The 16,961-nt window shown below is 67.4% G+C and carries 13 protein-coding genes; 5 read left to right on the top strand and 8 right to left on the bottom strand.

Going from position 1 to position 16,961, the window contains the following annotated elements:
- Positions 1-2: 2 nt before the first annotated feature.
- The 4 genes from cpaB to AC5P6E_RS07030 form a co-directional block, all read right to left on the bottom strand.
- On the bottom strand, positions 3-1,040 hold the full coding sequence (cpaB, locus tag AC5P6E_RS07045; RefSeq protein ID WP_329835611.1) for a Flp pilus assembly protein CpaB: 1,038 nt from the start codon (positions 1,038-1,040) through the stop codon (positions 3-5).
- 23 nt (positions 1,041-1,063) lie between these two features.
- Complete coding sequence (locus AC5P6E_RS07040) at positions 1,064-1,540, bottom strand: TadE/TadG family type IV pilus assembly protein (RefSeq protein WP_010485140.1); 477 nt, start codon at positions 1,538-1,540, stop codon at positions 1,064-1,066.
- A complete protein-coding gene (locus AC5P6E_RS07035; protein ID WP_019337869.1) occupies positions 1,537-2,082 on the bottom strand; it encodes an A24 family peptidase in 546 nt (181 codons plus the stop codon). The genes AC5P6E_RS07040 and AC5P6E_RS07035 overlap by 4 nt, the downstream gene beginning before the upstream one ends.
- A gap of 65 nt (positions 2,083-2,147) precedes the next feature.
- On the bottom strand, positions 2,148-2,339 hold the full coding sequence (locus AC5P6E_RS07030; RefSeq protein ID WP_019337868.1) for a Flp family type IVb pilin: 192 nt from the start codon (positions 2,337-2,339) through the stop codon (positions 2,148-2,150).
- A gap of 686 nt (positions 2,340-3,025) precedes the next feature.
- Between AC5P6E_RS07030 and AC5P6E_RS07025 the strand changes: the two genes are divergently transcribed.
- The 4 genes from AC5P6E_RS07025 to AC5P6E_RS07010 all read left to right on the top strand — a co-directional run bounded on the left by AC5P6E_RS07025 (position 3,026) and on the right by AC5P6E_RS07010 (position 10,747).
- Positions 3,026-4,006, top strand: coding sequence for an AraC family transcriptional regulator (locus AC5P6E_RS07025; RefSeq protein ID WP_010485148.1), 981 nt, complete (start codon positions 3,026-3,028; stop codon positions 4,004-4,006).
- 235 nt (positions 4,007-4,241) lie between these two features.
- A complete protein-coding gene (locus tag AC5P6E_RS07020) occupies positions 4,242-9,437 on the top strand; it encodes an ESPR-type extended signal peptide-containing protein (RefSeq protein ID WP_019337867.1) in 5,196 nt (1,731 codons plus the stop codon).
- Positions 9,438-9,498: 61 nt separating this feature from the next.
- Complete coding sequence (locus AC5P6E_RS07015; RefSeq protein ID WP_043401444.1) at positions 9,499-10,335, top strand: OmpA family protein; 837 nt, start codon at positions 9,499-9,501, stop codon at positions 10,333-10,335.
- 121 nt (positions 10,336-10,456) lie between these two features.
- Positions 10,457-10,747, top strand: coding sequence for a DUF6959 family protein (locus tag AC5P6E_RS07010; RefSeq protein ID WP_014037513.1), 291 nt, complete (start codon positions 10,457-10,459; stop codon positions 10,745-10,747).
- Between the two features lie 85 nt (positions 10,748-10,832).
- Here the strand turns inward: AC5P6E_RS07010 and AC5P6E_RS07005 are convergent, their stop codons facing one another.
- Complete coding sequence (locus AC5P6E_RS07005; RefSeq protein WP_029550798.1) at positions 10,833-11,660, bottom strand: class I SAM-dependent methyltransferase; 828 nt, start codon at positions 11,658-11,660, stop codon at positions 10,833-10,835.
- A gap of 63 nt (positions 11,661-11,723) precedes the next feature.
- Between AC5P6E_RS07005 and AC5P6E_RS07000 the strand changes: the two genes are divergently transcribed.
- Complete coding sequence (locus tag AC5P6E_RS07000) at positions 11,724-12,131, top strand: MerR family transcriptional regulator (protein ID WP_019337863.1); 408 nt, start codon at positions 11,724-11,726, stop codon at positions 12,129-12,131.
- Positions 12,132-12,146: 15 nt separating this feature from the next.
- On the opposite strand, the gene AC5P6E_RS06995 is transcribed toward AC5P6E_RS07000, so the two are convergent.
- From AC5P6E_RS06995 to AC5P6E_RS06985, 3 genes are all read right to left on the bottom strand, one after another.
- On the bottom strand, positions 12,147-12,863 hold the full coding sequence (locus tag AC5P6E_RS06995) for an MgtC/SapB family protein (RefSeq protein WP_024957423.1): 717 nt from the start codon (positions 12,861-12,863) through the stop codon (positions 12,147-12,149).
- A 92-nt stretch (positions 12,864-12,955) separates the two neighbouring features.
- Entirely contained in the window at positions 12,956-14,728 is a 1,773-nt protein-coding gene (locus AC5P6E_RS06990) for a chloride channel protein (RefSeq protein ID WP_057503807.1), read from the bottom strand.
- 62 nt (positions 14,729-14,790) lie between these two features.
- The gene (locus AC5P6E_RS06985) at positions 14,791-16,872 is read right to left on the bottom strand and encodes a TonB-dependent receptor family protein (protein WP_495230809.1); all 2,082 of its coding nucleotides are present in this window, start codon (positions 16,870-16,872) and stop codon (positions 14,791-14,793) included.
- Between the last annotated feature and the right edge of the window lie 89 nt (positions 16,873-16,961).

The raw sequence follows: 16,961 nt of genomic DNA, 5'->3' as shown, positions 1-16,961 counted from the left end.
GGTCAAAGGGAACCACGGGGGGCGGAGCTGTCGCCTCGGATGATTTCGATACCCGATGCGCGCGGGGAACTACGCCGCGGTGCGGGTGCGCGTGCTGGGGCATCCTGGGTACTGCGCGCCGGTGTGTTGCTGCGGCCGGCCAATGCATCGCCGTCGATGCCGGCGAAGGCGTGATTCTCTGGCCGTTGCAGCGCAAGCTGCTGCTCCGCATCAAGCCCCCGCAGCGGATCGATCACCCCGCGTGCCTGCGGGAACAGCGCCAGATCGGGCTGGCCGGAATCGGCAGGGTTGCGCAGGGCGAGGAACAGCTTGCCCTGCTGTGCACCCAGCAGCAGCCGGTTGGCATCGGCCACCGGTACCGCCAGTACCGCGCTGCGTGCGGGCTGGGCAGTCTCGCTGCCCGTACTCTGGGTGCTGCTGCTTCCGGTGATGTCAGCGGCGCGCGGATCGTTGCGGGCATCGGCTTCAGTGCTGGCAACAGCGTCATGGTTGGCCGGGGCGATGTCCTGCTGGCCATAGCTGAGCACGCGCAGGCGTGACAACAGCAGGCGCGTCTGTGCTGCATCGGCCGGGCCGCTGGCGCTGGATTGGGCAGTGCGCAGGTTGAGGAACACGTCGACGAAATCACCCGGAAGGATGCGGTTGCCGGCACCCACCAGCTCGTCCACCGGGACCGCGAGTGCGCGTTCCCCGGGGCGCAGCTGCAGCGAGAATCCCTGCGCGAGTGCATTGCTGCTGATCGCCGTGCCTTCGGCGATGTCCTGCACCGGTACCTTTCCGACCACGGCGGAAATGCTGGTGGCGGCACCGGCAACCGGGGCGCTGCGCTGTGCCAGACGCAATCCGTTGGCAGAGATCGGTTCGCCGGCCGGCAGGCGTGCCACCGCCTCCACCACGGTGATCGCCTGGGCATCGCTCCGCGCGACCGGGGCAACCGTGGCCGGCGCGGCCTGCTTGCGCCCGATCATCAAGGCGATCACCGCCAGCAGCACGGCCAGCCCGATCAGGGCGACGGCAGCAATGCGGGTCAACTTGAGCATGGAACCGTCTCCTGTACCGAACGTCAGTTGCCGCTGCCGAGGTCGAGCTGAGCGACCGCGACGCTGCGGATGGGAGCCCGCATCACCCACTTGTAGAGCGTGGCGGTGCCGGGCAGGAAGGGGTGGCTTGCGTAGTCGTAGCTGACTGTCACGGTCATGCACTGGGCGCTGGCCAGTCCGGCGCAGGGGGCCTGCGCCGAAACCAGAATGGCGTTGCTTCCGCCATTGCTGCAGTCGACCGGCTGACCCGAGAAGTTCAGCAGCCACTGCATCGAACTGCGCGCCGCAACACAGGCTGCAGTACGGCGTTCGTTGGCGCTGCCATAGCGCAGCGATGCGCGCGCACCCTCGGCCGAGGCGGTTGCCAGGGTCTGCTGGGCCGCCATGATCATCACGCCGGAGAACGTGAACAACAGCAGTGGCAGCAGGCCCAGCATCAGCATCAGTGCGAACTCGATGCTGGCCACGCCGCGTTGCCGGCGTGGGTTCTGGATGTTCATGCCACACCTCCGTACGTGCTGATGAGGATCCAGGCGATGGCGGATACCGCCAGGTAGGCGGCGTAGGGAATGCCTTGGCGTCCCTGGCGGGCGCTCTGCATTCCGCGTAGCGCCGGGTGCGAATGCCATTGCGAACTTGCCCGATGCATATGGGCTTGAAGGCCGATGGGCAGTGCTGGACCCAACCGGCGTGATACCAGCACCAGTGCGGCATGTGCGCCCGCTGCCAGGCTGGCCGCGATCCAGATCGGCAGCAGTGCCTGCCAGCCCAGCATCAATCCCAGTACCGAAAAGAATTTGACATCGCCGGCGCCCATCCAGCGCACTGCATGGAAAGGCAGCAATGCGACCAGGCCGAGCGCCGCGCCGGCAATGTGGGAAGCCCACGGCAGGCGCGGCGCGTTGAACTGTCCGGCGATGAGCACGACAACGGTGATCGCGCATGCGGACAGCAGCCAGGCGTTGGGCACCCGACGGGCGTACAGATCGCTGATCGCGATCCGCAGGCACACACCGATGGCCAGCAATCCCAGCAGTGTCATCGCACCCTCCTTTGTCCGTCAGTGGACGGTCAGCAGCTGCTGTCCCTGATCAGCCTGGGAGCGGCTCAGGCCGGTGTGTTGCCTGACGCCTTGTCGGCAAGCTTGGTGAGATTCTCAAAGAGCGTTTCGAAGAAATCCTTGATCTGCGTGCTGCCCAGTGCGATCAGGACACCCGCAATCACAGCCGCCAGCAGGCCGTACTCGAGTGCGGTAACGCCATCTTCTTCCTTCAGGAACTTGCGGATCGATGCGTTCATGACGTTTGTCTCCCTCTACCTGTCTGCTACAGGACACCTGTTGGGCGGTGGCCCGGCTCCGCCGGGATCGTCCGTGGACCTCCGCACGTCCTGGCGGAGGAGGCACGGCGGGATGGACCCGCCATGCTCAAGCAGGGTGATCGATTCCAGGCGGGACGCCGTTCGCGCAACCGCGACCGCACGGCGCGGAGCCGTTGGTCGAAGTGTCGAGCGATACGTGCATGGTCATGCTGTCCCCCTGGGTGTGGTCATTATCAAAGACCGGATCACCGTGTTATCGACTTTGCCTGAATGGCGGCCGGCTGCAACCGGAACCTATATGCAAATTCGGCAGAATCCCTTCGGTCCTTAATTTTTCACGCGGGTTCTGTGACGGAAATCCGTTCGTTCGCAAAACGATTCATCGACGTGCAGATAATGTGAGGCGGGTTTTTAAGTTGCATGCGAAAACTGTGCCAAACACCACGACCTTGTTTTCACGTCTGTATCCATCTTATTCAATGCGGTGCAGATGTTTGCCCCGTTGAATTATCGGGCATACTCGTATTCAAGTACTCGCGTTTCTTTTGGGGTGCGCACTTTGCTGGCGCGCATCCCGGCGATGGAAGAGATTCCATGAGAGGTGCGCGCCCTGTCAGGCAGTGGGGGCCGTATCGCACGACGGATAATCGGGGGACGACACTGTCATGGTCGATGGTGGGGTAGGAGACAGCGACGACAGCGGCCTGCGGTCGATCGACCTGGCGACGCTGAGCGGCGTGCTTCGTGTATGTGATGTCGAACTGCTACTGCTCGATGGCAATGGGCCGCGGGCGGCCTTCGCTTCACGCGTGCACGAGGAGGCGTTGTTCTGCAGCATCAGCTGTGGATTCCATTGCCGTGGACGATTCATGCTGCCGCCGGACTGGGCGATGCTGGGGTATCTGCACGCGACCGATGAAACCCTGAGCTGGTGCCACGGTGTACCGCTCGTACCTGGAATGGCGTTGACCGTGATGCCGGAGGGTATCAGCGAGTTCACCCTGAGCCCGGGCACGCACATGACCCTGATGCTGGTGCCGGTGGCACGGGTGCAGCGCAAGCTGACCGAACTGAGCCTGCGCAGTACACCGCCGGCCGGACAGGCACTTTCGCTGTTCAATCTCGCCAGCGAGGCCGCCCCGCTGGCACAGCACTACCAGCAGCTGCACCTGCAGCTGGGCCAGGGCACGGGGCTGCAGCCTGAAGAAACCGAGCGGCTGCTGCACGAACACGTGCAGGCACTGCTGGGCGCGGGTTCCGCCGATCGCCCGGGTTGCAGCCGTGCGCGGCGCACACATTATCTGATCGCACAGCGGGCGGAAAACTTCATGCGCCTCAACCTGCGCCGCAATATCTACATGAATGAGATCTGCGATGCTGCCGGTGTCAGCGAGCGTGGGCTGCGCTACGCGTTCGAGGACCTGTTCGGCACGTCGCCCAATCGTTACCTGTCGATGCTGCGCCTGTGCGCGGCCTGCCGCAGCCTGTCGATGGCTGATTCCAGCCGCCGTTCGGTCAAGGCCATCGCCCTCAGCTGTGGCCTGTGGGACCTGTCGCGCTTCGCCGACAACTACCGCAAGGTCTTCGGTGAACTGCCGCGTGACACGCTGATGCGCGCTCCCGCGCAGATCGGCCAGCCAGCTTGATTCAAGCCCCGTAAGGGTTTCCCGGCAGTTCCTGCCGGAATTGCATATCCGCTTGCCGATATGGTTGCCGCTTCTGCATAACCGGCTGCCGATTCCGACCGTGGATTTGCCGGAATGCGCGATTGCCGTGCCGGAATGAAGTGCGCAGCCGCCGTTGCAAACGTTGAAATGTCAGTCACCTGCCTAACGGCAAGTCCACTGACATTCCAGTTGTTCGCCTACGGGGGAAATGCTCATGAACCGCATCTACCGGCGTGTATGGAACCGCCAGCTCAATGCTCTGGTTGTGGCCTCGGAACTGGCCACCGGCGACAGCGGCGGCAGCGCCGCCCGCGATCCGCGCAGTGCACTGCTGATACCGACCGCACTGGCCCTGGCCCTGCTGTGTGCGCTGGCCAGCGGGCATGCAGGCGCGTCCGAATCCAATCAGTCTCTACGTGACCTGCAGGCACTGGCCGCGAAGTACGCGCAGCCGATGCCGGTCAAGGTCGACGCGGAAGTGGCGCTGGCCGCCGCATCGCGCCAGGCGCAGAGCAGTCCGGCGATCAGCGCTGACGCGCGTGTCGGCCTGCAGCTGAGTACGAACTCGCTGCCGATCGTACGCGACGTGCTGCCGGCCACCGTGCAGGTGAAGCTGGCGGCGAACGCCGCGCCGAAGCAGGTCGCGGTTCCTGCGCTGGCTGCCGATGTCCGCGCCAATGTCGGGCTGGGTCATGCAGCGTCCCATGTGGCGAAGATTGATGCATCGCTGGCGGCCAACGTTGCGCCGTCCGCGCATGCGCCGCTCGGTGTGGCTGCGGATGCCCAGGCGAAGGCCGGCGTTGGCATCGCCGGTACCCAGGTGGCCTCGATCGATACCGGTGCCAAGGCGGCCGCCGCTGTTGCTGGCGCACCGGCTGGCTCGCTGTCCGGCCTCAAGGCGTCCGTTGACGGCAAGGTGGATTCGCAGCTGAAGCTGGCGGGCCACCAGATCGACGGCCAGGGGCAGGTCAAGGCGACGGCGGCGGTCACGCTGCCGGCCAAGGAGGAGCTGCCGGGCGAGACTCATGATCGTGCGATCACCGCGGCCTTCGATACCGGTGTTGCCGGCAAAGTGCGCGTGCAGGCGCCGGATGGCCAGGAGGTCGTGGCCGACCGCAATCTGAAGCTGGCCGGCCAAGCCACCGTGGCAGCGCAGAACAGCGCGCTGGGCGTCGGTGGCCTGGTGGGCGGCGTTGTCGGCGCAGCAGGTGGCGCCGTGGGCGGCGTGCTTGATGGCACCGTAGGCAACACGGTTGATGCGGTCGGCGGCGCCTTGCACGGCACGGTTGGAACGGTAGGCGGCGCAGTGGGCAGCACGCTCAATGGTGCCGTTGGCACGGTTGGCGGAGCCGTAGGCGGTGCGCTCAACGGCACCGTTGGAACTGTCGGTAGCGCGGTGGGTGGTGCGCTCAACGGTGCGGTTGGCACGGTCGGTGCAGTTGGCGGCACCGTGGGTGGTGCACTCAACGGGACGGTCGGTTCGGTCGGCAGCACCGTCGGTGGTGCGCTCAACGGTGCGGTTGGCACGGTCGGTGCAGTTGGCGGCGCCGTGGGTGGTGCACTCAACGGGACGGTCGCTTCGGTCGGCAGCACCGTCGGCGGCGCGCTCAACGGTGCGGTTGGCACGGTTGGCGCAGTCGGCGGCACCGTGGGTGGTGCACTCAACGGCACGGTCGGTTCGGTTGGCGGTGCCGTGGGCGGCACGCTCAACAATACGGTGGGTGCAGTAGGCAGCACCGTCAGCGGTGTACTCAACGGCGCAACAGGTGGCAGCACCGGCGGCCTGGGTGGCCTGCTGGGCGATACACTCGGCAATGTCGGCGGCGCCGTCGGTAACCTGCTCGATGGCAACCTCAACGGCACCATCGGCAATCTCGGCAGTGCCGTAGGCGGCCTGGTCGGTGGCACGCTCGGCGGCCTCGGCCTGACCAAGCCCTCGGCGATCCCGCCGACCAGCCCGAAGGCGCCGGCTCCGGCCGACCCGAACGCTGGCCTGATCATCGGCACCGGCGGCCTGGTCGGTAATGTCGGGCAGCTGATCGGCCCGACCACCACCAGCCTGTTCGGCGGCAACGGCTACCTGAGCAACGGCAACCTCAAGCTCAGCAACGCCAACGTGATGCAGACCTACTCGACGGTCAATGTGCTGGGACTGCCGGTGGTCAACCTGTCGCCGGTCGGCAGCACCCTCAATGGCCTCGGCGGCGCCGTCACCGGCGGCAGCTCGCACCTGACCCTGATCGGTGGCGTCACCTCCGACAGCTACATCTACAACATCAACAACGGCAATCCGGGTGGCCTGCTGGGCCTGTTGCTGCCGAAGGATTCGCCGGCCTGGGCCGCCAAGTGCCTGGACATCGCCCTGGCCGACATCTCCTGCTGGGCCGTCAACGCCGCGCAGGACTACCAGGTGCTGATGGGCGACGGCGCCTTCGCCAACGGCTCGAAGGAAGTGGTGATCGGTGCCAATGCGCGGCACGAACTGCCGAAGGTCGATGCCAACGTGGCCTTCCCGGGTGCAGGCACCAATGACCCGAGCAACCCGACCGGCGTGCCGACCGCGGACTACGCCGCGCGCATGGGCCACTCGGTGATCGTCGGTGACAGCGCGGTGGGTACTGCCAACGGGCAGACCCTGCTCGGTGCCGAGGCCACCTCGAACCAGGCCAATTCGGTCGCACTGGGCTACCGCTCGGCCGCGCTGCGCGGTGCCCAGGCCAGCTACAGCGCCTATGGCCTCACTGCGCCGCAGGTCTCTGCCGGCGAAGTGTCGGTGGGTACCGCCGGTGGCGGTGAGCGCCAGATCACCAACGTCGCGGCGGGTAGTGTCAATACCGATGCGGTCAACGTGGCCCAGCTGAAGGGGGCCATCAGCCTGATCGATGATGTGGCGGCCGCTGCGGTGACCTATGACCTGGACGGTGCCGGCAACCCGAACTATCGCCGTGTCACGCTCGGCGCGGGCACCGGCACCACCACCATCGGTAACCTGGCTGGCGGTGCGGTCACGGCCGGCAGCCTGGAAGCAGTCAATGGTGGCCAGCTGGCGGCGACCAATGCTGCCATCGCCAGCTTCTTCGGCGGCCGCGCAGCCTTCGATCCTGCCAGTGGCGCGTTCACTGCGCCCCTGTTCGAGATCAGCACCATCTCCACCGGCGGCGCCATCGCCAAGGGCCTGTATGAGAACGCTACCGATGCCTTCGCCGCGGTCGATGGCTCGCTGGTCAACCTCAACACGCAGATCACCGACATCCGTAACGGTGGCACCAAGTACCTGCGGGTGAACTCGACCGGTACCGAGGCCCTGGCCAGCGGTGCCGACTCGATCGCAGTCGGCACCAACGCCCGCGCAACCGCCGCCAACAGCATCGCGGTCGGTGCCGGCAGCCTGGCCGATCGTGCCAACAGCGTGTCCATCGGTGCCGCCGGTGCCGAGCGTCAGGTCACCAACATGGCGGCCGGTACCGCAGCGACCGATGCAGTCAACCTGGGCCAGCTGCAGGCCTCGGAGCAGGGCGCCCTGCGCTATGACCTCAACGGCGACGGCAGCGTCAACTATGCCAGCGCCACGCTGGGCCAGGCTGGCACCGCCACCACGCTGCGCAACCTCGGCCCGGGCCAGGTCAGTGCCACCAGCAGCGAGGCCATCAACGGTGCCCAGCTGTTCGCCGCCAACCAGGCCGTGGCCACCCACCTCGGAGGTGGTGCAGCGGTCAATGCCAGCGGTGTGCTGACCGCACCGACCTACGCGATCAACAACGTCGCCGCCAACGGCACCGTCACCAAGGGCAGCTACAACGACGTCGGTACCGCCTTCGATGCCGTCAGCAACTCGCTGGCCAACGTCGCCGACCAGACCGGCGAGATCGACAAGCTGGCCGTGAAGTACGACGTCGACGGCAGCGGCAACGTGCTCAACAGCGTGACGCTGACGGGCACCGGCACCGGCGCGGTGAAGATCACCAACGTCGCCGCCGGCAGCATCCTGGCCGGCAGCAGCGATGCCATCACCGGCGACCAGCTGTTCAACACCAACAGCACCATCGCCAACTACTTCGGTGGCACCACCGCGTACAACGGCACCACCAATGTGTGGACCGCGCCGACGTTCAGCATCTCCAGCATCGCCACCGACGGCACGTTTACCAGCGGCGACTACAACAACGTCACCGCCGCCTTCACTGCGGTGGACGGCTCGCTGAAGGTCCTCAACCAGCGCATCACCAACGGCGGCGGTGGCAGCGCCTACCTGGCGGTGAACTCGACCGCAGCGGCTGCATCGGCTGCCGGCGCGGAAGCGGTGGCTGTCGGCCCGCAGGCCAGTGCGGCCGGTGCCAACAGCGTGGCGGTCGGCAACGGTGCCAGCGCCAGTGCAGGCAACAGCGTCGCCCTGGGTGCCGGTTCGGTGGCCAGCGTTGGTGCGCAGAGCGGCTACACCGGTGCCTACGGCCAGACCGGCGCCAGCAACTCGGCCGGTGAGGTCTCGGTCGGCAGCACCGGCAGCGAGCGCAAGATCACCCACGTTGCCGATGGCTCCGACACCTACGACGCAACCAATGTCGGCCAGCTGAAGAATGGTGTGAACTACGCCATCGATGAGTCGAAGAAGTACACCGACCAGAAGATCCAGAACATCACCAACGTGGCCGGCAGCTTCCGCGCCAACAACACCAACAACCTGGCCGATCCGTCCGCCAGCGGTGCCAACTCGGCCGCCGGTGGTGCAGGCTCCACCGCCGCCGGTGCCAACTCGACCGCGCTGGGCAATGGTTCGCAGGCGCAGGCCGACAACTCGGTGGCGCTGGGGGCGGGTTCGGTGGCGAACCGGGCCAACACGGTCTCGGTCGGTGCCAGCGGCGCCGAACGCCAGGTCGTCAACGTGGCTGACGGTTCGCAGGCCACCGATGCGGTCAACGTGCGCCAGCTGCAGGCCTCGCAGCAGGGCACGATCCGCTACGACACCACGGTGAACGGTGCGACCAACTACAACAGTGTCACGCTGGGCAGCACCAACAGCGGCCCGACCACGGTGCGCAACGTCGCCGCCGGCACCGCCGGTACCGACGCAGTCAACGTGGACCAGCTGAAGTCGGGCATGGCGCAGACCCTGGACTGGTCGAAGGCCTACACCGACGAGCGCATGGGGGGCTTCGAGCGCGACCTGCGCAAGACCGACAACCGCGCCTCGGCCGGTATCGCTTCGGCGATGGCCACCGCAGCCCTGCCGCAGCCCAGCGAAGCGGGCCGCAGCATGGCCTCGGTCGCTGCCGGCAGCTACAACGGCGAGTCGGGCGTGGCGGTCGGTATCTCCGGTGTCTCCGAGGGAGGGCGCTGGATCTACAAGTTCAGCGGCTCCACCAACAGCCGTGGCGAGGCCGGTGTGGCCGTGGGTGCCGGCATCCAGTGGTGATCCCCGCCGCCGGGCCGCACGCGCGGCCCGGCATCGCGGAAACGTCCATAGGGGGAATGACATGAAACAGCATCGCATCGCCCGCACCGGCCAGATGGCCGCAGTGCTGGGCCTGGTCCTGGGAATGGGCCTGCTGGCCGCCTGTCGCAGCCATGCGCCGGCCGCCGAGGGTCCTGCCGAAACCACCGCCGTGCAGTTCCCGGAGGCTTCGAAGGCCTCGTTGAAGGAAGGCATCTATCCCGACGTCGCCGACCTGCGCCGCTTCGCGCCGGGCATGAGCAAGCGCCAGCTGTATACCTTGCTGGGCACGCCGCACTTCAACGAAGGCATGTGGGGCGTGCGCGAGTGGAACTACCTGTTCAACTTCCGCACTGCGCAGGGCGCGGAGTATTTCACCTGCCAGTTCCAGGTGCGCTTCGACAGCAAGGGCATCGCCCAAGGGGGCTACTGGAAGCCGGAATCGTGCGCGGCGGTGCTGGAACCGCCGCGGCCGCCAGCGCCGCCAGCACCGGCACCGTTGCCGGAGCAGCCGCTGCGGTTGTCGGCGGATGCGCTGTTCGGGTTCGACAGCGCGGTGCTCAGTGCCGAAGGCCAGCAGGCCATACAGGGCGTGCTGGCGCAGGTGCGCGAGGCCAGTCAGGTGCAGTCGATCCGGGTGACCGGGTACACCGACCGTATCGGCAGTGCCAGCTACAACCAGACCCTGTCGCAGCGGCGTGCCGAGGCCGTGCGCAGCGCGCTGGTGCAGGGTGGGGTGCCTGCGGCCAGCATCAGCGCCGAAGGGCGGGGCGCAGCCGAGCCGATCGTGCAGTGCGAGCAGCGCAACCGTCGCGAGCTGATCGCCTGCCTGGCGCCGAACCGGCGTGTGCAGATTGCTGGAATGGCCCAGCCGCGCTGAGAGTCCAACACCGGGGTCATGCCCCGGTATCCCGAGTCCCCCCTGACCGTCGGCAGGACGTGGTTACGTCTCCCCCGTTGACCATGCCTGCCGGCGGCTCAGGTTTTCCATGGTGCACGCGATGAACGCCCAATTCCTGCCTCTTTCCATGAAGACGGAAGCCACATTGAGTGTGTACGGCCAGCTCGGCAACCATGCGGTGGTGCGCATTCCCGGGCGGCGCCTGCCGGGCTTGATCCTGCAGGCAGACACCGTGGCCGGCTTCCTTGCCCAGCTGCAGGAAGCCCAGGCCTGCCTGCGCAGTGGTCGCGCACAGCGCACCGACGCCGAACTGGACATGCTCATCGACGTGTTGCAGCAGTGGTATGCGCTGATCGAATCGCGCCTGGCCGACGCCGGCGAGGCACTGTAGAAGAAAAAGGGGACGGAGGGGATTAAGTCGTTCCCGGCACGGCAGGGACATGGACGACTTAATCCCCTCCGTCCCCTTTTCTGTGTCATGCGCGTGCGCGGATCAACCAGCAGGCAGCATCCACGCGGACCCGATCGCCGTCGATGAATGGTGTGAATGCTGCCAGCGCCTGGTCGCGCAGCCCAGCGGCCTCCGCTTCGGGCAGCGCCCGCAGCGCCTGGCCCACCGGGCCCAGCTGGCCGACGTAGGTCGGCAGCTCATCGCGTGCGATCGAACACGGAAGGTCCACCGCAACCACCTCCACATCCTTCCAGCCGGCAGCCTGCAACAGGCGCTGCACGCGTTGGCCATCTGCGAAGGCGAACTGTCCCGGGGCACCGGGTACGCGCGGCGGAAGCTCAAGCGCATCGCCGACCGCGCGCTCGGCCGTGGTCATGAATGGATTCTCGTCAGCGCTGCGCCAGGCAATGAAACGCAGGCCGGCACCGGGCCGCGTGGCGCGGTGCAGGTTGGCGAAGGCCGCACCGGTATCCTCGAAGAACATCACCCCCAACCGCGACTGGATCCAGTCGAAGTGCGCGGAAGGCAGAGGGTGCCGTTGCGCGTCGGCAAGGATGAAGTCAGCGTCCAGCCCCGCCGTTTCTGCCCGTTCGCGCGCCATTGCCAGCATCGGTGCGGAGATATCCAGGCCGGTGCAGTGGGCGGCCGGGCGTGCCGCACCGGCGGCAAGCAGGCTTGCGCCCGTGCCGCATCCGATGTCGAGCAGTTGCGTGACGGTTTCTGGCAACTCGGCGACCAGCAGGTCGGCCATCGGCTGGAACAGGCCATCGAGGATGGCCTGCTGGGCGACCCAGATCTGGCCGCCGGGGCCGTTCCAGAGGGTGTTCTGATCAACGGGGGATGGGCTGGCCATGGTCTTGCCTTGTCGGGAAGTGGCCCATAGGTTGCTGCTTGAAGACGACTTGAGGTCAAGCCCATGCGTGAACTGGATATCGGCGAGGTGGTCAAGCGCAGTGGCGTGCCGGCCTCGACCCTGCGCTACTACGAACAGCTGGGGCTGCTGCAGGCACTTGGGCGTCGCGGCCTGCGCCGGCAGTATGACGAGCAGGTGCTGGAACGGCTGGCGCTGATCGGTCTCGGCCAGGCGGCCGGGATGTCACTGCAGCAGATCGGGGCATCGCTGCCGCCGCAGCGTGGATGTATCTCCCTGGATCGTGAGGCGCTGCTGGCGCAGGCTGATGTGCTGCAGAGGCAGATCACCCAGCTGCAGCGGGTGCGCCGGCACCTGCAGCGCGCGGCGGCCTGCCCGGAAGCGCAGGATGCGCGGCAGTGCGGTTCATTCCGCAAGCTGCTGCGGGCGCAGCAGCGCATGGCGGGTGGGTGAGTTGCCGGAACCGGCTCAATCGCGGGTGCTGACTTCCCAGGTGGCATGCAGAACGCCCGGCACGTGCTCCATCCGCGCCAGCACCACGTCCAGCTCATCGGCACTGACGGCCGTACTGACCAGCACCGCGATCACATCGGTGGGTGCATCGGCATGCTCGACCACCTGCACATCACCGACCGGATACTGCGCTGCTTCCAGCGCGTCGACCAACCGCTCGCGCACGCGCGGCACGGCTTCGGCATCCACGCTCAGGCGCACTTCGTAGGTCGCCTCGGTGGCGGTCTCATTGATCGGAATGCGGTTGATCGCATTCACCAGCGGCCGCAGCAGGGTGTTTCCGGCGATGATCAGCACGGTCAGCAGCACGCCTTCGGCCAGCATGTCCGCGCCGGTGCAGCTGCCCACCGCCGCAGAGCACCACAGGGTGGCGGCGGTGTTCAGGCCGCGCACGTTCATGCCTTCCTTCATGATCACGCCCGCGCCGAGGAAGCCGACGCCGGAGACCACGTAGGAGATCACCCGCACCGCCTCGGCGCTGCCGGCGATGCGCATGCCCAGGTCGACGAAGGCAGCGGCGCCGACGGCCACCAGCACGTTGGTGCGCAGGCCGGCGGTGCGCTGCCGGTACTGGCGTTCGGCGCCGATCAGCGTGCCCAGTACGAAAGCGGCCAGCAGGCTGACCACGGTGTCGGCGAAGGGACCGGCCTGGAAGGTCTCAATAAAGCGCATGGCCGGAGTCTACCCCGGTCGTGTGACGGTAGATCCATGCCATGCGTGGATACCCGGATGGGCCACAAACGACTTAATCCCCTTTTTCGGGATCAGTCGGTATCGTCGACGCGCTCGCCCATCAGCTCGCGCTGGCGCTTGTCCAGTTCTTCGGCGTAGCGCTTGCGCACGAAGGCTTCGGAGACGACGCCCAATACCTGGCCGTCGGCAGCCACCACCGCCAGCTCGTCGGCCTGGGTCTGGTCGAAGCGCTGCATCACGCTGACCACGTCGGAGGACGGTGCCAGCGAGACGTCACGGTTCTCGGCCAGTTCGCCGATCAGGGTTTCCGGCTTCACGCCATCGCCGTAGACCCGTGGAATCTGCACGATGCCGGCATAGTGGCCCTCGCTGTCGATCAGGATCACCCGGGTGCCCGAGCCCAGCGGGAAGCGCTGGCGGAACGCGGCGGCATCGAGATCGGCCGGGGCGGTCGCCACGCCCTTGCGCATCAGCCGGCCGGCGTTGAGGTTCTGCACCCAGCCCACGTCGCGGGCGCTCTTGATGGTCTCGCCGCGCAGGTGCATGCGCCAGGTCGAGAACGAGTAGCCGAACCACTGCCGCACCAGCGTGCTGGACACCAGTACCGCGCTCATCACCACGCTGGTCAGCAGGAAATCGTGCGTGCCTTCCAGCACCAGCATGGCCATGGTCATCGGCGCGCCAACGACGGCGGCGGCCAGTGCGGCCATGCCGGCCAGCGCGGCCGAGGTGGCGTCGATCACCGGAACGCCGGTGGCCATGCCCAGCAGTCCGGCGAACAGCGCGCCGACCAGGGTGCCCATGAACAGCGAGGCGAAGAACAGGCCGCCACGGAAGCCGAAGCCCAGCGAGATGCCCGAGGCCAGGCACTTCAGGGTCAACAGGCCGCCGATCCAGATCAGCGGCAGGTGCGTGGTCAGGTCCAGATGCAGGGCGCCGTGGCCGGACGACAGCACCTGCGGGCTGGCCAGCGCCAGTGGAATCAGCAGCAGTCCACCCACCACCGGCCGTCCCCACGCGGGCAGGGGGCTGCGCTTGACCGTGCCTTCGATCGAGGCGATCAGCCGCATGATGGCGATGCCGACCATCGCGCAGCAGCAGCCGAGCAGGCCGTAGATCGCGTAGTCGGCGGCGCGCACGTCGATGGTCGAGGCCGCTGGCAGTAGATAGGCTTCGATGCCGGCCTGGTCGGCCACGAACGCGCCGGCCAGCGCTGCGACGGCCACCGGTGCCAGCGCAGCGGGGGTGTAGGCGCCGATGACGATCTCGAAGGCGTAGAACGCACCGGCCAGCGGCGCACCAAACGCAGCGGCGATGGCACCGGCGGCACCGGCACCGACCAGGATGCGCACGTCGTTGCGACGCAGGCGCATCACCCTGCCCAGTTGCGAGCCGCTGCCCGCGCCCATCTGCGTATACGAAGCCTCAAGGCCGACCGACGCGCCGCAGCCGTTGGACAGCAGGGTCTGGGTCAGCACGATCAGGTTGTCGCGCATCGACATGCGGCCGCCGTGCAGCGCATTGGCTTCCACCGCATCGAGCAGTGGCCGTTTCAGTCGCGTCGCCGCCAGGCTGACCAGGCCGACCAGCAGCCCGCCCAGTGGCAGCACCAGTAGCGCGGTCCAGGTCAGCGAGGGCAGGGAGCTCAGCCGCATGCCGTCGTCCAGCCCATACAACGTGCCCTGCAGCCAGCGCGCGATGCCCGACTGCAGCAGGGTCAGGTAGCCGGCGATCAGGCCAACCAGCAGCGCCAGCGCGATGAACCACAGGTCGCTGCCGCGCAGCCGCAGGCGCAGGCCCTGGAAGGCCAGATGCAGGCGCGATGGCGAAACAGGCAGTGACATGGTGGCGGCATGATACGCCGCCACCGTGAGCGCCACCGTCACCGCATCGGGCGGCTACCGGCTCAGAAGCGGTAGCAGCCCTGCACGTAGAAGGTGCGCGGCGCGGCCACCATGCGGCCGGCGTTGCCATCGACATTGCGGGTGTACGAGCGCTTGTCGGCCAGGTTGTTCACGCCCAGCGCGATCTCGCTGTCACCCAGCCCCGGCACCTGCCAGGCCACCTGGGCATTCCACAGGCGTACGCCCGGCACGCGTCCCACGCGCGCGTCAGCGCTCTCGGCCCAAGTGTTGGCGGCGTCGGAGAACTGGCCGCTCTGGTGGGTGCTGGAGACATTGAAGGTCCAACCGGCCAGGGCGTAGCGGGCGCCGACGCTGTCGGTGTCGCGCGAGTAGAACGGCACGTCCAGGCCACGGTTGTCACCGGACTGCTGGATCGCCTTGGTCCAGGTGTAGTTGGCGTACAGCTCCAGGCCGGCCAGCGCGCTGTCCTCGGCAAAGCGGTACTCCAGCGCGCTTTCCAAGCCCTTGTGGTCGGTGGCGCCGATGTTCTGGAAGGTCGGCGGGGTGATGCCCGGCACCTGCTGGATCTGGTTGTCGAAGCGCATCTTGAACACGGTCACTTCCGCGCGCAGGGCGCCATCCTGCCAGCGCGCACCCAGTTCGGTGGTCTTGGCCACTTCCGGGTTCAGCGGGTTGCTGGCGGTCTGCGAGTTCAGCTGGATGTTCTGCACCGGCCCGAACGAGGTGGTGTAGTTGCCGAACACGGTCAGCTGCGGGGTCAGCAGGTAGGCGATGTTGATCGACGGCAGCGCCTTGTCGTTGCGGCTGCTGAAGGTGGCGCCGCCACCGGCCTGGCGGCGGTCCATGTCGATCCACTCCATGCGCACGCCCGGGGTGATGCGCCACTGGCCGACGGTGATGCGGTCGTCCACGTAGACCGCATGCGCGTCGGTGGCGTTGTCGAAGCGGGTGATGGCGCTTTCCACGCCGGTGCGGCGGACCACGGTGTAGCTGCGGTCGTTGCCGCGCTCGCGCAGGAAGCGGTAGCCGGCGGTGATGTCATGCACGGTGCTGCCCCAGCGCAGGCGCTGGGTGTAGCGCGGCTCGATGCCGAGCACGCGGTAGTCGCGCGGCTGCACGGTCAGCTGGGTGTTGGCGGCGTTGATCAGCGAGCTGGCGCGGTTGCTCTCGTTGTAATAGGCCAGCACCTCGAACTCGCTGTTGGCCGACAGGGTGTTGGTGTAGCCCAGGTCGATGCCGGTGCGGTGGCCCTTCCAGAAATCGGTCGGCCGGGTGTTCTGGAACGGATCGGCCTCGTACTGCGCACGGGTCAGGCCGCCCGGCGTCAGCGAGCGTACGTCGTAGTAGGACAGCTTGGCACGCAGCTCCTGCTGTTCGTCGATGGCGTAGGCGAACTTCAGCGCGAGGTCGTTGAAGCGGTCATCGCTGCCCTGGCGCCAGCCGCGACCATCCTGGCCGGAGTACAGCAGGGCGGCGCCCAAGCCGTTGTCGCCGGTGCCGCCGAGGAAGGCGTTGTACTGGGCGCTGTCGCCGCCGCCATGGTCGTAGGCGGTGTAGCGCACGCCGGCTTCGCCGTGCAGGCCGGCCTCGGTGGGAATGCCGCGGGTGCTGAAGTTGATGATGCCACCGACGTTCTGCGGCCCGTAGCGCACCGCGCCGCCGCCGCGCACCACGTCGATCGACTCGATGTTGGACAGGCTGGTCGGCGCGAACGACAGCTGTGGCTGGCCATACGGCGCCACCGCCAGCGGCACGCCGTCCAACAGGACGGTCGAGCGCGGCGAGTAGCGCCCGGTGAGGCCGCGCACGCCGATGTTCAGCGACACCGAACTGCCAGCGGTGCCGGAGTTGTCGGTGACCTGCACACCCGGAATACGGCGCATGGCATCGCCGAGGCTGGCCGCGCCGCTGGCCTCGATGCGCTGGCGGTCGACCACGGTGCGCGCGCCGGCAAAGCGCTTGACGCTGTCATGCAGGCCGGTACCCAGCCAGCTGCCGGAGACCTGGATGCTGTCCAGCGTGGTGGCGCCGTCCTGGGCGAAGGCACGGGTGGTCGGGAGCAGGCACAGGGAGAGGGCGGCGGCCAGGGGTAGGCGGGCCGGTTGCAGGGCGAGGATGGGCATCGGTGCAGGCTGTGGAAGGTCGTAAATGAGAATTATTGCTGATTCCATTCGCTATTGGAATGCGCCTTCGGTTCATGCCGATGCCCCGG

The sequence above is a fragment of the Stenotrophomonas sp. YJH_SMC_16 genome (assembly GCF_059367875.1).
Note: the sequence above shows the minus strand (reverse complement) of the source record. Positions and strands in the feature narration are given on the sequence as shown.

Bases quoted from the DNA above. Each gene is read 5' to 3' on its own strand.
- AC5P6E_RS06985 (WP_495230809.1), bottom strand. From the start codon at position 16,872: ATGCCCATCCTCGCCCTGCAACCGGCCCGCCTACCCCTGGCCGCCGCC.
- AC5P6E_RS07005 (WP_029550798.1), bottom strand. From the start codon at position 11,660: ATGGCCAGCCCATCCCCCGTTGATCAGAACACCCTCTGGAACGGCCCC.
- AC5P6E_RS07025 (WP_010485148.1), top strand. From the start codon at position 3,026: ATGGTCGATGGTGGGGTAGGAGACAGCGACGACAGCGGCCTGCGGTCG.
- AC5P6E_RS07030 (WP_019337868.1), bottom strand. From the start codon at position 2,339: ATGAACGCATCGATCCGCAAGTTCCTGAAGGAAGAAGATGGCGTTACC.
- AC5P6E_RS06990 (WP_057503807.1), bottom strand. From the start codon at position 14,728: ATGTCACTGCCTGTTTCGCCATCGCGCCTGCATCTGGCCTTCCAGGGC.
- AC5P6E_RS07035 (WP_019337869.1), bottom strand. From the start codon at position 2,082: ATGACACTGCTGGGATTGCTGGCCATCGGTGTGTGCCTGCGGATCGCG.
- AC5P6E_RS07040 (WP_010485140.1), bottom strand. From the start codon at position 1,540: ATGAACATCCAGAACCCACGCCGGCAACGCGGCGTGGCCAGCATCGAG.
- AC5P6E_RS06995 (WP_024957423.1), bottom strand. From the start codon at position 12,863: ATGCGCTTTATTGAGACCTTCCAGGCCGGTCCCTTCGCCGACACCGTG.
- AC5P6E_RS07015 (WP_043401444.1), top strand. From the start codon at position 9,499: ATGAAACAGCATCGCATCGCCCGCACCGGCCAGATGGCCGCAGTGCTG.
- AC5P6E_RS07000 (WP_019337863.1), top strand. From the start codon at position 11,724: ATGCGTGAACTGGATATCGGCGAGGTGGTCAAGCGCAGTGGCGTGCCG.
- cpaB (WP_329835611.1), bottom strand. From the start codon at position 1,040: ATGCTCAAGTTGACCCGCATTGCTGCCGTCGCCCTGATCGGGCTGGCC.
- AC5P6E_RS07020 (WP_019337867.1), top strand. From the start codon at position 4,242: ATGAACCGCATCTACCGGCGTGTATGGAACCGCCAGCTCAATGCTCTG.
- AC5P6E_RS07010 (WP_014037513.1), top strand. From the start codon at position 10,457: ATGAACGCCCAATTCCTGCCTCTTTCCATGAAGACGGAAGCCACATTG.